Genomic DNA, 16,615 nt, shown 5'->3' on the forward strand with positions numbered 1-16,615 from the left:
AAAATCTGGTATTAACAAATTTTTGTCGTGTACCTGTGCGCCAGAATGGTGCGGCAGGGGTGCCAGCTGCTTCAACAGTTGGCAGTTACTATGTGAGGTGTTTCTATTTCAGTCACTGTTTCCTGAAGTCATAAGCAGCATATGGTGAAAGTTCAATGAAGTGCGCTCTCTCTGGCTTGAAGATTGCTGTGATAAAACCAGAACATTTTGGAGCTGTGTATGAGTTTTCTAATAAAAAATGCCAGGGCGGTTTATGCGCCGGGTTCACCAGAGTCAACGGACATTCGAATTTCAGAAGGCTTTATTACTGAACTGGGACAAGGGCTTTTACCGTTGCCAGGCCACCAGGAACGGATGATTGATGTCTCAAACTGTGTCGTCTATCCAGGCTTTGTGAATACTCACCATCATCTTGCACAGTCTATCTTAAAGGGGGTTCCGGAAGGGCTTAACCAGAGGCTTGGTGACTGGCTGGTTTCTGTACCTTACCGCTTTTGGCCAAAGATTACTCCAGAGCTGATGTATCAGGCGGCCCGTCTGGGATTTTATGAACTGCTCCGTTCCGGCACTACAACCTGTGCCGATCATCACTACCTTTATCACAAAAACACCAGCCCTGAAGTGGAAGCAGCAGTTTGGCAGGCAGCGGAAGAGATGGGTATTCGTTTTGTGCTCTGTCGTGGTGGAACAACGACGCATGGCTCTCATAGGGGGATGGAGAAATCTGCCGTTGAGTCTGAATCGCTGGATCAATACCTTTCGCTTCTGGAAGGCACAAGAACCCGTCATCATGATCCGTCTCCTATAGCCATGAAACGTTTGGTGGTTGCGCCAACCAGTCTGGTGCATGGCAGTGAGCCGGATCACCTGAGAGTGATGGCTGACTACGCCAGAAGTCATCAGCTGAAAATGCACTCGCACTTACTGGAAGTGTCCTACGACGATGAACAGGCGCTGGCAAGGTATGGCATGAGTGCCATTGATTATGCCGAGTCCTGTGATTGGCTGGGATCCGATGTCTGGTTTGCACATCTGGTGAAGACGGATACCCATGCTATTCAGACGCTGGCTGAAACCGGAACAGGCATTGGTCACTGCCCGACGTCGAATTGTCGATTGGGGAGTGGTATTGCTCCCGTGATTGAAATGGTAGAAGCGGGTGTTCCTGTCAGTATTGGTGTCGATGGTTCAGCTTCCGCAGAATCGGCTTCCATGCTTCAGGAGCTGAATCTCTCCTGGTTGTTGCATCGCACACAGCATGGGGCAGAAGCCACTCATCTTGAACAGATTTTGCAATGGGGCTCCTTGGGAGGAGCAAAAATACTGGGGCTTGATGGTGTCGGGGAGATCGCAGTCGGTAAGGCTGCAGATATTGCCTTATATAATATCGATAATCCGAGAATGGTCTCTGTTCACTCACCGCTATGGGCTCCGCTGATGTGTGGTGAACCTGCCCAGGTGGATTATCTGTTTGTTAACGGCAAATTACGGGTTGAGTTTGGCGAGGTTGTTGGAGTTGATGAACGACAGCTGGTAAATGATATTCACGAAGCTCTTAATGAATTGGCGAAGCTGGTTCTGAAGTAGTTTTTTATCACAGAGAAGTAAGTTTTTTAATATCATAAAAATCTTATTTCTCTGTGGCTTTTCCTTCAACGTACTCAAGTGAATATAAACGATTTAATTATTGAAATTGGATGGGGTGCTCTCTCTGAATGATTGAAACAATAGTGCTCTATTTTCACAGCTACTATGGGAACACCACTCATAATAGTTAACTGTCATGCCCGCTTCTGTTATTTCCAGCTCTACCAAAAGCATCGTTTTGCAAATTGAAGTTTCTATAGATTCAGGCAACATGCTGAATCTTGAAGATAGTTTACAGCGTGCACTCAATGAAGCCGGGCAGCTTGGAACAAAAGAGTTATTGGGGCTATTTGAATCACCCAATAAAGAACCTATCGTCGTTAATCAGCAGAAGTGGAACTACAAAGGAAAGGTTCTTAAGCACTATGAAACCTTATACGGTCGTATACCTTTGGAGCGCTCCGTATATCAGGGTGTCAGAGGTGGCAGTACTCTGGCAGCACTTGATCTTCGTGCCGGTATTATTGGTTCAGCTACCCCCAAATTTGCCAAGTCTATCGCCTGGAAATACAGCCAGATGCCAGCGCCTGCGGTAAAAGAAGATTTTGAGACCAACCATCAAAGGACGCTTTCAAATTCTTATATCAAGCATTTATCGGACAGAGTAGGTGCATTAATTGAAGACCAGCAAGACACTCACTACCACCTTCCTCCACTAAAAGAGCCTGTTGAAACAATAGCCATTGGTCTGGATGGAACCTGCATGCTGCTTTGTGAAGAAGGCTGGAGGGAAGCCATGTGTGGGACATTGAGCCTATATTCTGCAGATGGAGACAGGCTCCACACGATATATACAGCCAGTTCGCCAGAGTATGGTAAACAAAGCTTTATGAGCAAGCTCGACGAGGAGATTGCAGATCTAAAACGACTCTACCCAAATGCCACATACATCGGGGTAGCTGACGGGGCTAGAGAAAACTGGAGTTATTTGAAACAACATACCTCTGGGCAGATACTCGATTTTTATCATGCATCTGAATATTTAGCTGGAGCAGCGGAAGCACTGTTTCCAACCAGTAAGGCGAAGCGACACCAGTGGCTTGAAGACAGGCTACATAGTTTGAAAAACAAGCGTGGAGCAGCCAAAAAAATCCTTCAGGAAATTGAATCAGCCGAGCTCCCGAAAAAGACAATCGCACTGACAGAGAAGCGCTACAAAGCTGTGAGCTATTTTACAAACAATCACCAGTTAATGAATTATCATCAGGCGCTTAAACGCCATTGGCCAATAGGTTCAGGAGTTACTGAAGCGGCTTGTAAGACTCTGGTAAAGCAACGATTATGTGGTTCTGGAATGAGGTGGAAAGCAACAGGAGCGGAAGTGCTTTTGACAACAAGAGCACTGATCCAGAGTAAGGGGCGCTGGGAACAACTTTGGTCTGAGTTCATGACTGGAAAGGTTGAAGCTAACCTATGAGTCAGTTATCAAATTGAGAGAGCACCCATTGGATGATGATACCAAGTGATGATGTCGGTGCATTAGTTTTATAAATTTTTTTGAGGCTGTATGGGGCTGTATCAGTAAATTCGCTACCAAATAATAAAACAGAAATTCAATAATTAGATTATAGTGTAAAAAAATTGGCAGCTTATGTATGAAAACAAAGTTGTTGAAAAGGGGGGTGTATAAGTATAAATGGTGGGTTTTAAATTTCTTTTTTTATTAGTGTTTCTTCTTTTAGAATAGAAATCTTGCACATGATCTTCGTGTATTTTTTTAATTCCTTGTTTTTATAAAGAAAAAATAGGTTTTATGAAATTGTGATATGACCCATATGGCTTTGATTCACATTGTTCTGTTTGATCTGATTGTTAAAAGTGTTACCAGGAGATAGAGAATATGCATTATTCAGGGATCTCTCATTCAGGCATGATGTCTAATTATAATGTCTTTAGGTCACAGTCTGGTGGTAATCTACCATTGCATCCTTCATCTCATGGGCACCCACCGCCTACTTTTCATGTTGGTAGTCAGCCGATGACTGTGAAGCATGTCAGTAATACAGAAAGTCGTATGCCTCATGGCTTGCCGCATCACCTACCTCTTGATTCTGAATCAATGCCCAGAGCTGTAGAACACGCCTCCGCATTACCCAGTCAGTTTAATGCTCACAGACCAGGGGTGTTTCCATCACAGGCGGGGATGATGCACCCTCCTTTTTTTGCGCAGGTGAATACGGATTACAAGCCTTCTGAACAATTAACGACTGAACAATATATGGCACTTGACCAAGCTTGTGGATATCTAACGGCTCATCAGCATATCCTACGTCTTGGTGTGGCAAGAGATTTAAACAAGCGTTATAACATTCCTGATCACATATCGTTGGAATGGTTTTCTGGAAAACAGCCTCTTAATTGTTCAAGCTTTCCAGCTCATATACCAGAGCCAAGTCAAGATGAGAGCACTTCATCTTATGTAGGCAGTACTGAGAATACGCCATCAAAAAGCAAACGAAAAAATAGCAGACAGGATGGAGCTCCTTCTCAAAAGAAGTCTCGGCGTGGAGGTATGATGAGTAGTTCGATACCAAAAACAATGCCGGTGCTTTCCCCTCAATCATTTGAACCTGGAAATATTTCTCCTGCAAAAGGTGGGTACAATATAGGGCAGAAGCAGGGTTCTTTATATCCTGCGGGGCCTTCTATTCCAAAAGGATGCGTAGTGTTGACCGCTGAGGGCCAGCCGGTGAAGGTTGAAGAATTGATTGCTTCAGGCCATATGTCGCGAAAAGGAGGCTTAGTAAAATGCTCTGAAACTCCGGTTCACATTGTAAATATGAAGCAGGTAAGCCCTGAGACAGGCCATAAAGCTCCTACTGGCAATCAGTTACAACGAGGGGCAACATCTGAAACCCACACCTCCATTGCTGACTTAACAGCTTCAACAACGTTCAACGAGTTACGTACCTATTGTCAAAAGCCGCAGGTACCCGCTGAATACAGCTCGATGCTTAAAAACATATTAGACAAACCAAGCACGCTTGATTTCAAGCGTTCTCAATCTTATTCATATGGTGATAGCAATGATGAAGCTGTCGCTAGCTCATCTTTGGCTTCCAGACAGTTCAATGCTTTTGATGAATGTACGAAGCCTGATTCTTCTCAAAGAGGCGGGGCTGAACAACACTGTCGGAAGAAAGCCTATATCAGGCAACATAGTGATGATTTGTCAGAACGATCATCATTTAAACTACTTCAGTCAGGCTCTCCGGCAATGCAGCCTTTTCACCCTATAGCTTCGACATCCACTTCAATGGCAGGCCTGTTCCCGAAGAGCATGGCAATGATCCATAGAGAGGATCTTGCTTCAAAAACAGAAGCTATGATAAATGCGTTGACAGATAAAATGGATCGTAATGTTGATACAGAATTTGCAACAGCTCAAAACACAGAAAAAGTAGATAGCGATGATGATGGTGGAGGGCGGTTGATAATATGCGAAGACTCGCCTAATAAGCGGTATTCCCCAGTCACACATTATGGGTACGATACTGGAGCAGAACAGAGACCTTCAGACAATAAAGGTAAATTTTCTTCTTAACGTTGTTTCAGCCGCTGTAAAGTCCAGTTAATAACCACAAAGGACACGTTAATGTGAAAAAACATAATGCCTTTGTGGTTAAAAGCCAAATCAGGCAACTGCTACACGAATATCCACGGTATTGTCAGCAGCAGGTTCTGCCCAACCTCTAGTGGTATCGCTTCCACCATTGAGATGGTGGAAGCAGGCGCTCCCATCAGTATCGTTGTTGTGGCTCGGCTTCATAGGAGTCTGCACAGCTGGATTACCTGTTTGTAAACGGCAAGCTTTGGGTTGAATATGGCGAAGTAGCGGGTATTGATGAACGACAGCTGGTTAGTGCTATTCGCTCGGCTCTGACAGAGCTGGCAAAAATGGTTTCTCAATATGTCAGAAGGAGTCTCACTGGTTTTCATGCAGTAATTCCATACGGTGAAAAGGTTCTCCATTTTTGAGGTATCCCTCAATAACTACGTAGCGAAGGGGGGATAAGTGTTTTTTGTTCAGGTGAATGAATGCTTCTTCCAGAAGTGGCTCGTTCTCACTAAAGGGCATATAGCACCCGGTATCTTGATCAATAGGGAGTGCTAAGGCTCCCTGTACTGAAAAAATAGACCATCGCTCCATTGAACAGGGAGAGACAGGGATTCTTTGGAGTAGCTGGTGTTCACTGTAAAGCGATACACTATGAATACTGACGGCTCGATAAGCGCTCGAAGAAGACCCATCAAAGATAGAAAGCTGATAAAAGGATGCTTGTCTCAGGGAGTCATCTTTTGTGAAACGTGAAGATATAAATCCCCAGCCATGACGACCAGGAAGAGGTACTACTTCTTCAAAAATGGCAATGTCCAGAGGTGACTGGATGTGAATAATGGTGTCGTTAAGTGTACTCAGCGCCCACTCTCCCGCTACAGCGGGTTGTTGCAGGAAAATGCATTGTGCCTGCAGTGTCTCCTGGGTCATGGTTTCGACTTCTTCGGGAGGGTGGATGGTTAAGCCTTCAGGTGAGGTTCGTTTCTGACTGATTCTTATGGCTTCAACAGCCGAGTCAATGGAAAAATGGAAGCCTGATGACCCGGTACGCTGTGGTTGAAAGGGGCCTGAAAAATACCATTGACTATCAGCCATTCTGGTTTTGTCAATGTTTGGCGTTGTTCTGGGCAATTGTTTCATGTTCTCTGTGAACTCATCCAGGGTCATGACCTTGCCTCCTGAAATGTTTGCAATGGTGATCATGTCATCATAGGGATGAAGTGATTGAGGATTTGAACTGGGTTCACAGTAAAAAAAATCGGCAACCGCACTGTTAGCAGTGAGGATTGCAAGCAACAGGGTCAAGGTAATCAGGCGGCGGTGGAAACGACAATTTGAAGAAAAGTAAGGGAAATAGCAAAGGTCAGTAACATTTTCTTTTTTATTATTATGTATCATCTTCTTGGTTTCGAATACCCAGTGACTTTATATTGAAGTATAGGCGAACAAAGTAGGGGTAAATAGGCTTCAGAAGGTGAAAAACACAAAGAGTAATAAGAGTATATGAAAGCATAGAGAATGAAGGCACAAAGGTATAGGACAGATTTGAATTAAAAAAACATCGTGCCTCTGTGCCTTTTATGCCTTCGGGTACCATGGTTATAAGCCAAATCAAGCGACTGCTTCGCGAATATCCACGGTATTGTCAGCCGGAGTTTCACCCTCCAACTTGATTTCCTGCAGGACTTCCGGCTTTCCTTTAAAGGCTTTGGCAAGAATATCCTTGTTGCGTGACATCAGCAGACCGATCTCTTCCGCCAGTTGTTCATCGATCTTGAAATTGGCTTCCAGCATGCCGGTGATGCCATCGGCCAGTTCAAGCATACGATCGTGTTCTTCTGCGGCTTTCTTGTCAGTAAACATGCTTCCGTCCCGGTCAACTCGCCACATGGGGGTAATAGACATGGGCTTCCTCCTGTATTAGGTTCTGTTAACTGTATATAAATACAGTGTTTTTGTCTAGGCAGATCCATCCACTTAGCCGAACCAGTTTAGCGTGGTCCGGCTGCTCAGGAGGTTGGCTCAGGCTAGCGGGAGCGCTTTTTCGGGTGAGGGCTGAAGCCTCTGCCGCTGCCCTTCACTTTTTTGGCCTGCACTTCGTTCTTTTTCAGCCGATCCTGCGGTTTTTTGTGGAAGGAAGGTGCTGGTGGCAGGTCAACCAGTGCGGCAAGCGCATCGATATCCTGTTTCTCCAGCTCCTGAAACTGCCCCTGACGCAGGTGATCAGGAATGATCATGCTGCCAAAACGAACCCGCTTTAAACGACTGACTTTCAGGTCCTGAGATTCCCAGAGGCGACGAACTTCCCGGTTACGGCCTTCCAGGATACAGACGTGGAACCAGTGGTTGATACCCGTACCGCCAGAGTCAACGATATCGGTAAATCGTGCCATACCGTCTTCCAGTTCAACGCCATCAAACAGGTTTTTCACCTTTTGCGGGGTGATGTCACCCATAACCCGCACTGCATATTCACGCTCAACCGTATTGGAAGGGTGCATCAATCGGCTCGCCAGTTCGCCATCGTTGGTAAACATCAATAAACCAGAAGTATTCAGGTCGAGGCGACCAATAGAGATCCAGCGCTCGCCTTTCAGCTTTGGCAGTTTATCAAATACTGTGGGGCGACCTTCTTTATCTGAACGGGTGCAGATTTCGCCTTCCGGCTTGTTATAGGCAATAACCCGGCGAATACCGGCAGCATAGGCGTCCAGCTTTACGGGGCGGCCATCGACGGTGACGGTGTCAAAACGCGAGGCACGATCGCCCAGGGTTGCTTTTTCGCCATTGACCAAAACCCGGCCTTCACAAATCCAGCGCTCCATCTCACGGCGCGAGCCAAGGCCAGCACCCGCCAGGATTTTTTGCAGTTTTTCACCCTGCGGAGGGAGTGTTTCTTCAGTAGTCATGTGATATTGGCGGTGTGACCGCCCAGTGTTCAATAAGAGGATGGGCAGTATAACGACAGGTCAGGGTACAGACAATCCGGTTGAGCCGCAGTGAAATGTGGTGTCTGATTTCAACCGCATGGCTACAGGATAGTGAGGATGTGTGAAATAATCTGTGAAAAGGCTATCTCTACCCATAAAAAGGGAGTAGTATCGATTAAACAAAGAGTAGTGAAACTACCCATAATGATGGGAATTAAGCAATAGAAAGCAGTAGGCAATAAATCGATACCGAGTAGCATTCCTCCAAAATCTAGAAGTAGATGCTTTCCAACGACAAAACCTTGTCATGAATTCCCTCAAATACTGTTTGCAGTCGCTTTTTTTATGCGTTTGACTGCATAAAACCAGATGTCCGTCTTTAGCAAGTCAACAATGATGGTTTGAGCCTGACGCTGGACCTAGTACGTAAACCCGACCCTGTAAACTTTATCATCGGGTATTAAAAAATAATTGGTAACTATTCAGCACCCAGCAAAGGCGTATTGTTGTAATTTCGAACCGCTTTAAGAAGCGCCTGAAATATGTTCAACCCCTGCTTTTTAGCAGATGATAAATAGCTTCGGATTCGGGTAAACATGGTACCTCCGTCTTCGCTTCTGAAGCAGCCTGAGATCTTCTGCTTAAGTTTGGCCATCCTGGCATCACGTTCACTGCCATTGTTATCGAAGGGAATTGAAAAGTCCGACATGAAGCGCAACGTTTCAACCTTAAACTCAATAAGCCTTTTGAACAGGTTGTAGGCCTTGGTATTCCTGACCTTCTTACGTCCAAGCACCTGTCGTTGTTTTTCCATATAAGCGGTTTCCTTCGTGAGAGCCCTTTGAAGGATTTGGTCGTATATCGTCTCAATGCGAAGCTGTATTGCACCAGGCATTTGAGTCAGACCGGCTGCTTTGTATTTCTTGCAGAAGTGCCAGGAGAGCGTAAGCAATTTCATCAGCCGCAGAGCCAGCTTATTCGCATCCCTATCGACAACTCCCTGAAGCTCTCTCAGATGATGGGCATTACAAAGCACATGCACTGCCGCATAGGCAAAGTAGGACTTCCAATGATCGTGAACCAGAATGCCTGCAAAAGTCAGCAGGATGCCCATTGCATCCATTGCTTCACAACCTCGCCTTTCTGAGAGGTAGTAAAGCGTCCATTGGTCATCTCGCATAATGTGTAACCACCACAGTGAACCGTCAACCCGCATGCCAGTTTCATCCGCTCCTGCAACCGGACTTTCTTGTAAAGCATCGCGGATACTCTGCTCAGTAGAGGCCAGGTTCTCATGGGTATAGGCAACAAAATTGGCAACAGAGCCTGCGCTGACACTCATGCAATAAATAGTATTGAAATACTCAGACACCCGGTGATATGGGATGAAGTGATACTGGTTTAAATGAACAGCCATTGCCTGAGTCACTTCTCCGTATTGAGCAGCGGCTTTCACTCCTTGGGGAAACTCAGCGGTGTTCCGTTTACCACAAGGACATACTTTAACGTCTGCCCAGTACGCGGTAACTTCAAATTCTCCGGGTCTACCTGGATCAAAAACCTGTCGCTCAATGTATTTGGTGGGTTTAATATCGATAAGCGAAGACTGGCAACAGCAACATTTTTCAACCTTCAGATGCCTGACATAATCGGGTAAGGCGACACGTCTCAAACAAGAGCCTTGATGACCTTTCTGGCCACCTGGTTTATTGCCTGAAGATGGTCTAAGGCTTTTGGGGTTCGGTGTTTCCTGTGAGGAGCAGGGGGCTTCTTTGGAAGATGTATCACCTTTATCACTCCCTTTTTTACTGGGCTTTTGATAACCATCTGACGATGGTGGCTTACTACTGTTTTGACTGTTTTTATTAACCCTTTCTTCCAGTTCGCTGCAACGTTCCCGTAAAAGCGCATTCTCGGTCCGAAGCTCTTCATTCTCTTTAAGGAGAGCTTCGGTAAACGGAGTAGCTGGGAAGTCTGGTTCCATACTGGAGATTTGTTAGAAAAATTGAGTATAAGATGATGGTCGAAAAATCAGAAAATTCCAGATTTATATGAAGGGTGCTGAATAGTTACAAATCAGGAATAAAACATGTTTGAATCGGGTGCTCTCTCTGAATGATTGAAACAATAGTGCTCTATTTTCACAGCTACTATGGGAACACCACTCATAATAGTTAACTGTCATGCCCGCTTCTGTTATTTCCAGCTCTACCAAAAGCATCGTTTTGCAAATTGAAGTTTCTATAGATTCAGGCAACATGCTGAATCTTGAAGATAGTTTACAGCGTGCACTCAATGAAGCCGGGCAGCTTGGAACAAAAGAGTTATTGGGGCTATTTGAATCACCCAATAAAGAACCTATCGTCGTTAATCAGCAGAAGTGGAACTACAAAGGAAAGGTTCTTAAGCACTATGAAACCTTATACGGTCGTATACCTTTGGAGCGCTCCGTATATCAGGGTGTCAGAGGTGGCAGTACTCTGGCAGCACTTGATCTTCGTGCCGGTATTATTGGTTCAGCTACCCCCAAATTTGCCAAGTCTATCGCCTGGAAATACAGCCAGATGCCAGCGCCTGCGGTAAAAGAAGATTTTGAGACCAACCATCAAAGGACGCTTTCAAATTCTTATATCAAGCATTTATCGGACAGAGTAGGTGCATTAATTGAAGACCAGCAAGACACTCACTACCACCTTCCTCCACTAAAAGAGCCTGTTGAAACAATAGCCATTGGTCTGGATGGAACCTGCATGCTGCTTTGTGAAGAAGGCTGGAGGGAAGCCATGTGTGGGACATTGAGCCTATATTCTGCAGATGGAGACAGGCTCCACACGATATATACAGCCAGTTCGCCAGAGTATGGTAAACAAAGCTTTATGAGCAAGCTCGACGAGGAGATTGCAGATCTAAAACGACTCTACCCAAATGCCACATACATCGGGGTAGCTGACGGGGCTAGAGAAAACTGGAGTTATTTGAAACAACATACCTCTGGGCAGATACTCGATTTTTATCATGCATCTGAATATTTAGCTGGAGCAGCGGAAGCACTGTTTCCAACCAGTAAGGCGAAGCGACACCAGTGGCTTGAAGACAGGCTACATAGTTTGAAAAACAAGCGTGGAGCAGCCAAAAAAATCCTTCAGGAAATTGAATCAGCCGAGCTCCCGAAAAAGACAATCGCACTGACAGAGAAGCGCTACAAAGCTGTGAGCTATTTTACAAACAATCACCAGTTAATGAATTATCATCAGGCGCTTAAACGCCATTGGCCAATAGGTTCAGGAGTTACTGAAGCGGCTTGTAAGACTCTGGTAAAGCAACGATTATGTGGTTCTGGAATGAGGTGGAAAGCAACAGGAGCGGAAGTGCTTTTGACAACAAGAGCACTGATCCAGAGTAAGGGGCGCTGGGAACAACTTTGGTCTGAGTTCATGACTGGAAAGGTTGAAGCTAACCTATGAGTCAGTTATCAAATTGAGAGAGCACCCTTTGAATCAACGATTGAGCGCCCTTGCAGCTGCTGCGGGAAGATGACACGTCACCAGGAGTTTGTGATGATTCATGCGGGCAAGTCACGCCCGGCACTGGTTGCCAAGTGCTCCAGCGAGTGTGGAAGGGATATTGGGCAGTATGAGTCGCAGGAACTAAGCCCAATATTAGAGAACCATACTGCGATAAAGAACTGGAATGTTTTTCGCAGCATCAGTGCGTAAAGAGAAATAGAAACTAGACATAAATTAACGATAAAATGTAAATGTTAAATATTTATACGTTAACGTGTAGATGAGAACGTTTTATGAACAGTTAGTGAGCTCACCTATCAATAACGAGCGCGTTTTGAGTTTAAGTGTATTCACTGAGCTGTGAATATAGAGACGTTTGCTGATTGTTGTCATCAAGTTGATTGAATTGACTTTTCAATTTTGTGAATGAAGATTGAGTATTGAATAAGCTGCAGTGCTTTATGCTGCAGCTGAAATATTTTTTACGTTTCTTACTCTTCCTGCCTGATATTCTCTGTATATATTTTTTTCATACCACGATAGCCATCAAATAATGTCTGATGTGAAGATCTGGAAAAGGTATCGCTGCGTTGAGGATACTGAGTGATCCAGTCAATCAGCATATTCAGGTTTACATCCTGAGCTTCTTTGGATTCGTACTTATGAGGCTCCCAGGGGCGATTCCTGGCATTAGTAATACAGACGTCTACAGGCAGGTCCAGAAAGATGATTTCGCTTGAAAAGGGAATGGCGAGTTCCAGCAGGTCCGAATAGCAGCCTTCTATAACCCAGTTGGAGTTCTGGCTGATAAACGCTTCAATATCCCGCCGGGACTCTGATATCGGCTTTCTTTCAGGTGGTGACACGGCCTGCCAGGCAAGGCAATCCAGATCGAGGTGTTTCAGCCCCTCTGATTGACACAGCACTTTGGCCAGAGTGGACTTTCCTGAACCAGAGTTGCCAAAAATGACGACTTTTTTCAATAGAAGCTCCTGTTAATTGACCAGACTCCACCCAGTGTGGCTATTGGTTTTATAACCATGATGGTAGGTATAAACCTTATCAAGTTTGAACGGTGGCTACGGCATATTGAGTCTTACAGTCGCTTATTAAACAGCTCAACCACAAAATCCAGAAATGCCTTAACCTTGGGGATTTTGACCCGGTGCTGAGGATAAAGCGCAAAGATGTCTACTGGCTCCATGCCCCAATCGGGCAACACGGGGATTAACAGACCCTCGGCGATTTCCCGGGTACACATATAGGCCGGGAATATGGCGATACCCAGGCCATCCAGTACACCCTGTTTAATGATGGCAAAGTCATCAGCCAGAAGCCGTGGTTTTAGAAGGAGTTGTTTTCGCTTTCTACCATTAATCAGTTCTACAGAATGATCACCATGGATACTGTCCATAACCAGCATATCGCATGAGCAAAGCTCTTCTAGGGTTCTGGGCACAGGGTGGCTATTGAAATAAGCTGGGCTGGCAAAGAGCTTCCGCTGGGCCGTACCAAGGCGTCTGGCAATCAGCCGGGAGTCGTCCAGTTTCCCGACCCGAATCAGCAGATCAAAGCCTTCTTCAATCAGGTCTACCCGGCGGTTGACCAGATTCAGTTGAAATTCCAGCTCAGGGTATTGATGAAGAAACCTGGCCAACTCTGGCTGCAGGATCTGTTGACCGATGGATACCGAGGTACCGATGCGAAGACGGCCCTGAAAACTGTTTACGACTTCTGAAACGGCGGCCTCAGCAAGACTAATCTCCTCCTGAATTCGACTGCAGTGTATCAGGTACCGTTTTCCAGCTTCAGTCAGGTGCTGAGTTCGGGTAGTGCGCTCCAGCAGGCGTACTTCAAGCTGCGCTTCCAATCGTGCTATTTTGCGACTGATATTGGCCTTAGGGATGCCGGTGCGATCAGCGGCGAGGGTAAAGCTGCCTGCTTCTACAACGGCGAGGAATACCAGCATATCGTTAATATCGATGGATGCCATGCGAAGAGCTTATTGTTGTTGATATAGTAACAATGTTATCCACTTTTATGTATTTATCAAACAATTGTGCAGGCCTATGCTGTAACCATAACAATCAAAAACAGGAGATGGTGCATGTTTCAGTTGAACAGAGATAGTTTGAAGTTGGGTGGGTTTGCCGGTTTGCGTGAGCATCAAATTGTCACCGACTCTCGGTTATTTGGTAGCCGTAAACCATCTGACACTTCCGAAGGCATTGGCAACTTTGTTTACCTGGCAGATGCGCGGTTCAATCCAAAAGGTGAAACCCGAATGCATCCCCACAGTGAGATTGATGTGATCTCAGTGATGGTAGAAGGGAGGGTTGCCCATGAAGGTTCTCTGGAGCATGGCAAAAGCCTCGAAGAGGGGGATGTGCAGGTTCAGCGTGCGGGTGGTGAAGGGTTCAGTCATAACGAAGTTAACCCTGATGACACCCGCAACCGTATGCTGCAGCTCTGGGTTCTGCCGGAGCAACCAGGGCAGCCTGCGGGTTATAAATGCTACAGCCCTGAATCCGGCAAAACCACACGTATTTATGGTGGTCGTCAAGGTGAGAGTGACACCTTCGACAGCCACACCACGATTGATATTGTGCACCTGAATGCCGGTGATACCACTGAACTCCCAAAGGAAGCATTGGTGTATGTTTTTGCCGGTGAAGGTCTTATCAGTGAGAGGGATGAAACGGTTGCAGTAAAGGATGGAGATCTTATTCGAGGTGATCACCTGAAAATGGAAACGGTAAAAGGCGTTAGTTTGATCGTTGTTAGCGATGCTTAAACCTTTTCAAATTGAGGATGGGGTAGAGCTGAAATGTAGAAGTTCAGACCTGACCTGACAGTTACCGATTTTCAAGAAGGTGTCTGTCAGGTTAAATTCAGGCTATGAACTTTTCCTTCCAGATCTCTTTCCCATCAATCAGTGTTTCTATCGGCGTTCTCCCGTTGCACTGCTTACCTTGATGGGTACGCTCAGTATTGTAGTGAATTAACCATTCGTCCAGATCTGACTGAATCATCTCAATACTCGTATACAGCGTCTTTCTCAATGCAGGTTGATAAAACTCCTGCAGAATCGTTTTATGGAAGCGTTCACAGATTCCATTCGTTTGTGGATGCCGGGTTTTCGTCTTCGTATGTTCAATGTCGTTCACCGCCAGGTAAAGTTGATAATCGTGTTGATCAGCACGACCACAATACTCTGTACCTCTGTCTGTCAGTATTCTGAGCACAGGTAGCTCTTGAGCTTCATAGAATGGCAACACGCGGTCATTGAGCAGGTCTGCAGCCGTAATTGGGGTCTTTGTCTTATAGAGTTTGGCCTGCGCTACCTTGGAGTAAGTATCAACATAAGTCTGCTGATAAACGCGGCCAACACCTTTAAAGGTTCCAACATAGAAAGTGTCCTGTGAACCAAGGTAGCCAGGGTGCGCTGTGTCAATCTCACCACTGGCCTCATCATCCAGCTTCTTGCGCTCAAGTGCCCTGACCTGGGACTCGGTGAGAATGATTCCTTCTCGAGCCACTTTCTCTTCAAGGGCTTTGAGGCGCAGTTTGAAGCTTCCCAGATCATTTCTTAGCCAGATGCTTCTCACACCGCTGGGAGAGACGAAGATACCTTGCTTGCGAAGTTCATTGGAAACACGGGCCTGCCCATGGGCAGGATCTTCTACCGCATACTCATTTCAACAGCGGGGTCTACTCGGTTTTTGAGGTTTGGAACTCTTCGGCTTTGATCAAGAAGTGCTTCGACCCCACCTTCATCAACAGCATCCCGGTAACGATAAAATGTATCTCTGGAGACACCCATGGTTTTACAGGCTTTAGAGATGTTTCCGAGCTCATCTGCAAGGTTCAGTAGCCCGACCTTGTGCTTGATGATTTTCTGGTTGGTGTGAATCATAAGGGTCACCTTTAATGATTTAGATTTCAGTGAACTCACCTTCTTTCTAAATCGGTAACCCTTTTCTTTTGATGAGAAGAAAATGTCAGATTAAGTCTGAACTACTCCAGCTGAAAACCTTTGATGACGACTATACTCAGGTTGGTTGTTCTAAAGACATGCTGGCCATTCTCGAAGAAGCTCTTCTTATCCTCAAGACTTAAGACGCATGTCTTTTTAGATTGATGCTACATCGGTAAGAAATTCATTTGCAAAATTAATATATTAACTATCCATTGCCGCCAAGCATTCTTTCTCAGCGTTCGCAAAGAGCACCATTTCCAGGTCACATAAACGATATCCGGGCAGTGATTGCAGGGACTTTTTTAATACTTCCAAGTAAATGCCATAGGTTTCATCTCTTTTAACGCGTTTCCAGCCTAAATTAACCAGACCTTCTATTTGAAATTTTTTCTGATAAGTAAAACCAGATTTTTTCCAGAGTGACCGGTTATGTTGTTTCTACCGCTGATATAATTGAAGGCCTGTCCATCTTTTAGGCCAGAATTCCATTGTACTGCGTTCAAGCAGGCAGCAACTCTGGCATCGTAGATGGCATACTTATTCATATCAGTGATCGAAAATATTTTTGAATAGCTGGCAACCCCTTTTAACGGTGTGTCAGGTATGGTTTTCTGCAGCTCCAGAACATAAGACCTTAATGTGCTCTGATGGTTACCTCGAACACCACCCCAGTCAGATACAACTTGTTTAGCGAGGTTCAGTCTTTCGGTAAAGTCTGATCTAGACCACTTTTGATGAAAGTATTTTTTTAACTCAATATTTGGTAGGTAACCCTTCTGTCCGCTCAGATGGAACCCTTCAATCTCAGGTATCTTCCATTGGTAGTTTTGCTCCAGCCTGGGCAGCTCAACTTTAAAATACTCAACAAATACTTCAACACAGTTTTTCATAGATACTCTTGCTTAAATTATTGTGCCTGGTTTTTAGTGTCATTTTTTTGGAATAGAGTTGAGAAATTGTATTTCTTTGAGTCTTGGTACGCATTAAGTGCGAT

12 protein-coding genes and 1 pseudogene are annotated in these 16,615 nt (G+C 45.3%); 5 read left to right on the top strand and 8 right to left on the bottom strand.

Going from position 1 to position 16,615, the window contains the following annotated elements:
• Window positions 1-219 precede the first annotated feature (219 nt).
• From ACOCLE_RS04985 to ACOCLE_RS04995, 3 genes are all read left to right on the top strand, one after another.
• The gene (locus tag ACOCLE_RS04985; protein ID WP_419535766.1) at window positions 220-1,587 is read left to right on the top strand and encodes an amidohydrolase family protein; all 1,368 of its coding nucleotides are present in this window, start codon (window positions 220-222) and stop codon (window positions 1,585-1,587) included.
• Window positions 1,588-1,783: 196 nt separating this feature from the next.
• Window positions 1,784-3,064 (top strand): ISKra4 family transposase, encoded by a 1,281-nt coding sequence (locus ACOCLE_RS04990; RefSeq protein WP_419532972.1) that lies wholly within the window; start codon window positions 1,784-1,786, stop codon window positions 3,062-3,064.
• A 423-nt stretch (window positions 3,065-3,487) separates the two neighbouring features.
• A complete protein-coding gene (locus tag ACOCLE_RS04995) occupies window positions 3,488-5,191 on the top strand; it encodes a hypothetical protein (protein ID WP_419535767.1) in 1,704 nt (567 codons plus the stop codon).
• A gap of 381 nt (window positions 5,192-5,572) precedes the next feature.
• Here ACOCLE_RS04995 and ACOCLE_RS05000 read toward each other — a convergent pair whose 3' ends face one another.
• From ACOCLE_RS05000 to tnpC, 4 genes are all read right to left on the bottom strand, one after another.
• A complete protein-coding gene (locus ACOCLE_RS05000; RefSeq protein WP_419535768.1) occupies window positions 5,573-6,604 on the bottom strand; it encodes a hypothetical protein in 1,032 nt (343 codons plus the stop codon).
• 213 nt (window positions 6,605-6,817) lie between these two features.
• Complete coding sequence (locus ACOCLE_RS05005; RefSeq protein ID WP_419535769.1) at window positions 6,818-7,111, bottom strand: YebG family protein; 294 nt, start codon at window positions 7,109-7,111, stop codon at window positions 6,818-6,820.
• Window positions 7,112-7,233: 122 nt separating this feature from the next.
• Complete coding sequence (rluB, locus tag ACOCLE_RS05010; RefSeq protein WP_419535770.1) at window positions 7,234-8,115, bottom strand: 23S rRNA pseudouridine(2605) synthase RluB; 882 nt, start codon at window positions 8,113-8,115, stop codon at window positions 7,234-7,236.
• Between the two features lie 499 nt (window positions 8,116-8,614).
• Window positions 8,615-10,120 (bottom strand): IS66 family transposase, encoded by a 1,506-nt coding sequence (tnpC, locus tag ACOCLE_RS05015; protein ID WP_419532963.1) that lies wholly within the window; start codon window positions 10,118-10,120, stop codon window positions 8,615-8,617.
• A gap of 199 nt (window positions 10,121-10,319) precedes the next feature.
• On the opposite strand from tnpC, the gene ACOCLE_RS05020 reads away from it, so the two are divergent.
• Window positions 10,320-11,600, top strand: coding sequence for an ISKra4 family transposase (locus ACOCLE_RS05020; RefSeq protein WP_419532972.1), 1,281 nt, complete (start codon window positions 10,320-10,322; stop codon window positions 11,598-11,600).
• A gap of 533 nt (window positions 11,601-12,133) precedes the next feature.
• On the opposite strand, the gene ACOCLE_RS05025 is transcribed toward ACOCLE_RS05020, so the two are convergent.
• Together ACOCLE_RS05025 and ACOCLE_RS05030 are read right to left on the bottom strand one after the other, a co-directional pair.
• Window positions 12,134-12,625: an AAA family ATPase gene (locus ACOCLE_RS05025; protein WP_419535771.1), complete on the bottom strand. Its 492-nt coding sequence runs from the start codon at window positions 12,623-12,625 to the stop codon at window positions 12,134-12,136.
• A gap of 113 nt (window positions 12,626-12,738) precedes the next feature.
• Window positions 12,739-13,635 carry a LysR family transcriptional regulator gene (locus ACOCLE_RS05030; RefSeq protein WP_419535772.1) on the bottom strand — a complete coding sequence of 299 codons (897 nt, stop codon included), beginning with the start codon at window positions 13,633-13,635 and terminating at the stop codon, window positions 12,739-12,741.
• Between the two features lie 114 nt (window positions 13,636-13,749).
• Between ACOCLE_RS05030 and ACOCLE_RS05035 the strand changes: the two genes are divergently transcribed.
• Complete coding sequence (locus ACOCLE_RS05035; protein ID WP_419535773.1) at window positions 13,750-14,436, top strand: pirin family protein; 687 nt, start codon at window positions 13,750-13,752, stop codon at window positions 14,434-14,436.
• A 97-nt stretch (window positions 14,437-14,533) separates the two neighbouring features.
• Here the strand turns inward: ACOCLE_RS05035 and ACOCLE_RS05040 are convergent.
• Both ACOCLE_RS05040 and ACOCLE_RS05045 read right to left on the bottom strand, forming a co-directional pair.
• Window positions 14,534-15,558: pseudogene (locus ACOCLE_RS05040) on the bottom strand (IS481 family transposase).
• 437 nt (window positions 15,559-15,995) lie between these two features.
• Window positions 15,996-16,511: a hypothetical protein gene (locus ACOCLE_RS05045; protein ID WP_419535774.1), complete on the bottom strand. Its 516-nt coding sequence runs from the start codon at window positions 16,509-16,511 to the stop codon at window positions 15,996-15,998.
• Between the last annotated feature and the right edge of the window lie 104 nt (window positions 16,512-16,615).

The sequence above is a fragment of the Endozoicomonas sp. genome, assembly GCF_965196975.1.
Classification (GTDB): domain Bacteria; phylum Pseudomonadota; class Gammaproteobacteria; order Pseudomonadales; family Endozoicomonadaceae; genus Endozoicomonas.